Origin of the sequence: Thioalkalivibrio thiocyanodenitrificans ARhD 1, from assembly GCF_000378965.1 — a bacterium.
Lineage (GTDB): Bacteria > Pseudomonadota > Gammaproteobacteria > Ectothiorhodospirales > Ectothiorhodospiraceae > Thioalkalivibrio_A > Thioalkalivibrio_A thiocyanodenitrificans.
Map to the genome: position 1 here is coordinate 1 of NZ_KB900536.1, position 2,513 is coordinate 2,513.

The following is a 2,513-nucleotide window of genomic DNA, read 5'->3' on the forward strand; positions in this document are numbered from 1 at the left end:
CATGTCTCCCGACTATTTGGTTACCTATCTTCCCGGCCGCTCACCACTTCCAAAAAATGGTGCCCCTGGGTTCCTTTCGGCACGCACGGAGAAATAAGTACTCGACGCCCTGGGGTTCTGGAATGTAGCCCCTAACCTTTTTCTGCATAGAGAGTAACTTCCTAATCTTTCTCTCAAGCCACTTAGATTTCGCTGTCGATGTCTTATCGTAATCATTGTAGTCGTAACAAATAAGAACTTTCAGATGGGAACGCCAAAAAATCAACTTCCACATCTCTTCCTCAAGATTGAACGCATTCTCATGTTCGATGAGAGCATAGATCTTTGAGGGGTAGCACATGTTGGAGCGGAATAGATTCTCTCCACCCACATACATTGCATCTATGCTGTATATTTCCTTCGAATAGGTGATGTCTGGCAGTGTTTCTTTCAGCCTTTCTCCAACAGCGTTCAAGAATCCTTTATATGAAAGGACGTAGTCAGTCCAAGCGCGATTGTTTGCATAGGCCTCGTGTAGCTTGACGGGGTCCGCTTGAAGCCGAGCATCCCACTCTGCAAGAAATGCAGCTAAAAAAGCTTCCCTAGACAAATGTTCCATAGGCTCTTCTAACGTTGGCGATGAGCCGCGCTTGACGGCGACCAACCGGAGCGGCAGCGGAGGGCGGGAGCGGTCAAGCGTCGGACTCCATCGCCCTTGTTATGTCCTAAACCCTCATGGCTGCGAGAACGCGATTTTGAACCGCCTCTTCGGATCATCGAACTTCACCGACGTGGGTTCGAACTCGTCTGGCTTGTACGGCCAATAGTTCTTGGCGTGGCCTTTCAACCACTCCACCATCCCTTCGTGCTCCTCGTGAGAAGAATCAGCAAGGACCTCAAGGAGCTCCTCGTATCCTCCGATCCCTCCGCAATCCTCGGGAGGGCAGGCTCTCCGGCCATCAACGCACAGCGGGTACTTCAGGCTTGGCTCCTTTAGGAGGATCCCGACGAGAATGACTTCATGGCACCATCCATCCCCGAAGTCGTACTCGTATTCCAGCGTGTCTCCGACCTCCATGAAAAAGTTCGATATCGGAACCTCCCATCCCGCCACCGTTCCATCATCAAATTCGTCATCAGGAATTCCGACCTTATATTTTTTGCGGCCATGCCTCCGAGGCGGATTGAACGAATGAAGGTGGTAGTCCAGCCAGCCCATAGAATCCTGGATGGCAACGTGTAGATCCCAGAAGGAGTACGTCTCTGGGACATCGATCTTTCGCCAAACCGGCGGATCGATTCCATTCAAAGTGATTCGAAATCGCATCACCCGAGCCGACTTCTTACTCATGTAGTGTCCTTTGGAACATAACGTTCAATTGTGTGGCGCCGCGTTATTTTGCGGCGTCCAAGCGACCGTAGGGGGCGAACACAAATTGCTTGTTATAAAGCATATTTAAATTCTATTCGGTAGATTAGATAAGCACCAATGACAATAAACCAAATAAACAGAGTCAAAGTTTGGCCTTTGGATAGATTATTTATATTTCCAACCTTGACTTTATCACCCCGTTCACTTCTGACTTTTGCACCTCCTGGATATACGATAAATAAGCCAGAAAGTGCGAGAAAGCCAGAAACGTAAATTGCTATAAGCAACGAATTAAGATCTTGCCCTGTTCTAATGTAAAGGGAAAAACCGATCGCTGCGGCAATTAGAACAAATCCGATGCTATAAATAGTATTAATATTTTACCCCTGCTAATTTGCCTTATAACGCCGCCCATCAGCCGCGCCGCTTTTTGGCGTCGGCTGGATGGGCTTGTTATGTGCTGCCTTCGAACCGTTCCGCGATATTCTCAAGCAATCGTTTCCCATGTATCACTGCCACAATCAGAATTCTCACGGATTCGACCCGATAAACTAATCGATAACTGTAAATGAATCGCTCTCGAATATGCTCATCCCCAATCTCTGGGACGATGCGGCCAATCAAAGGAAACCCGCCGGTGCTCCGTGAAACCGACAATATTTCGGTAACAACAGCCCGAGCGTAATACTCAGAATCCCGTGCGATATATTCGGCGATGGCTTCGAGGTCCTCGATTGCCTCCGGCGACCACTTTACTTCGCGGTCCATTTACCGAGTTTCCTTTCGACCTCGTCCTGGCTAAGCGTCCCTTCCTTTTCGGCGCGCTCGATTCCCCTGTGGATCTTCTCCACCACGTATAGGTGATACTGGACATCTTCCAATGAACAATCGTCAGGGAGTTTATCCAGAAGCGCTTTTATCTCTTCTTTAGCAGTACTCATAATTCATCACCTCCATTATCGAGCACATAACGCTTTAGCTCAGCCGCCGCGCGTTAGCGGGGTCGGCTGCAGCGACTTGTTAGAAGACCACTTCCAAAAAATGGTGCCCCTGGGTTCCTTTCGGCACGCACGGAGAAATAAGTACTCGACGCCCTGGGGTTCTGGAATGTAGCCCCTAACCTTTTTCTGCATAGAGAGTAACTTCCTAATCTTTCTCTCAA

Annotated in this window: 3 protein-coding genes; all 3 read right to left on the reverse strand. The window is 48.9% G+C overall.

The window, feature by feature from the left end:
* Window positions 1-40: 40 nt before the first annotated feature.
* The 3 genes from THITHI_RS20440 to THITHI_RS0100015 all read right to left on the reverse strand — a co-directional run bounded on the left by THITHI_RS20440 (window position 41) and on the right by THITHI_RS0100015 (window position 2,119).
* Window positions 41-598, reverse strand: coding sequence for a hypothetical protein (locus THITHI_RS20440; RefSeq protein WP_156820430.1), 558 nt, complete (start codon window positions 596-598; stop codon window positions 41-43).
* 114 nt (window positions 599-712) lie between these two features.
* Entirely contained in the window at window positions 713-1,330 is a 618-nt protein-coding gene (locus THITHI_RS0100010; RefSeq protein ID WP_018231009.1) for a plasmid pRiA4b ORF-3 family protein, read from the reverse strand.
* 474 nt (window positions 1,331-1,804) lie between these two features.
* Window positions 1,805-2,119: a type II toxin-antitoxin system RelE/ParE family toxin gene (locus tag THITHI_RS0100015; protein WP_018231010.1), complete on the reverse strand. Its 315-nt coding sequence runs from the start codon at window positions 2,117-2,119 to the stop codon at window positions 1,805-1,807.
* Window positions 2,120-2,513 lie beyond the last annotated feature (394 nt).

Excerpts from the sequence above, each read along its gene's own strand:
- THITHI_RS0100015 (WP_018231010.1), bottom strand. The coding sequence starts at position 2,119 with ATGGACCGCGAAGTAAAGTGGTCGCCGGAGGCAATCGAGGACCTCGAA.
- THITHI_RS20440 (WP_156820430.1), bottom strand. The coding sequence starts at position 598 with ATGGAACATTTGTCTAGGGAAGCTTTTTTAGCTGCATTTCTTGCAGAG.
- THITHI_RS0100010 (WP_018231009.1), bottom strand. The coding sequence starts at position 1,330 with ATGAGTAAGAAGTCGGCTCGGGTGATGCGATTTCGAATCACTTTGAAT.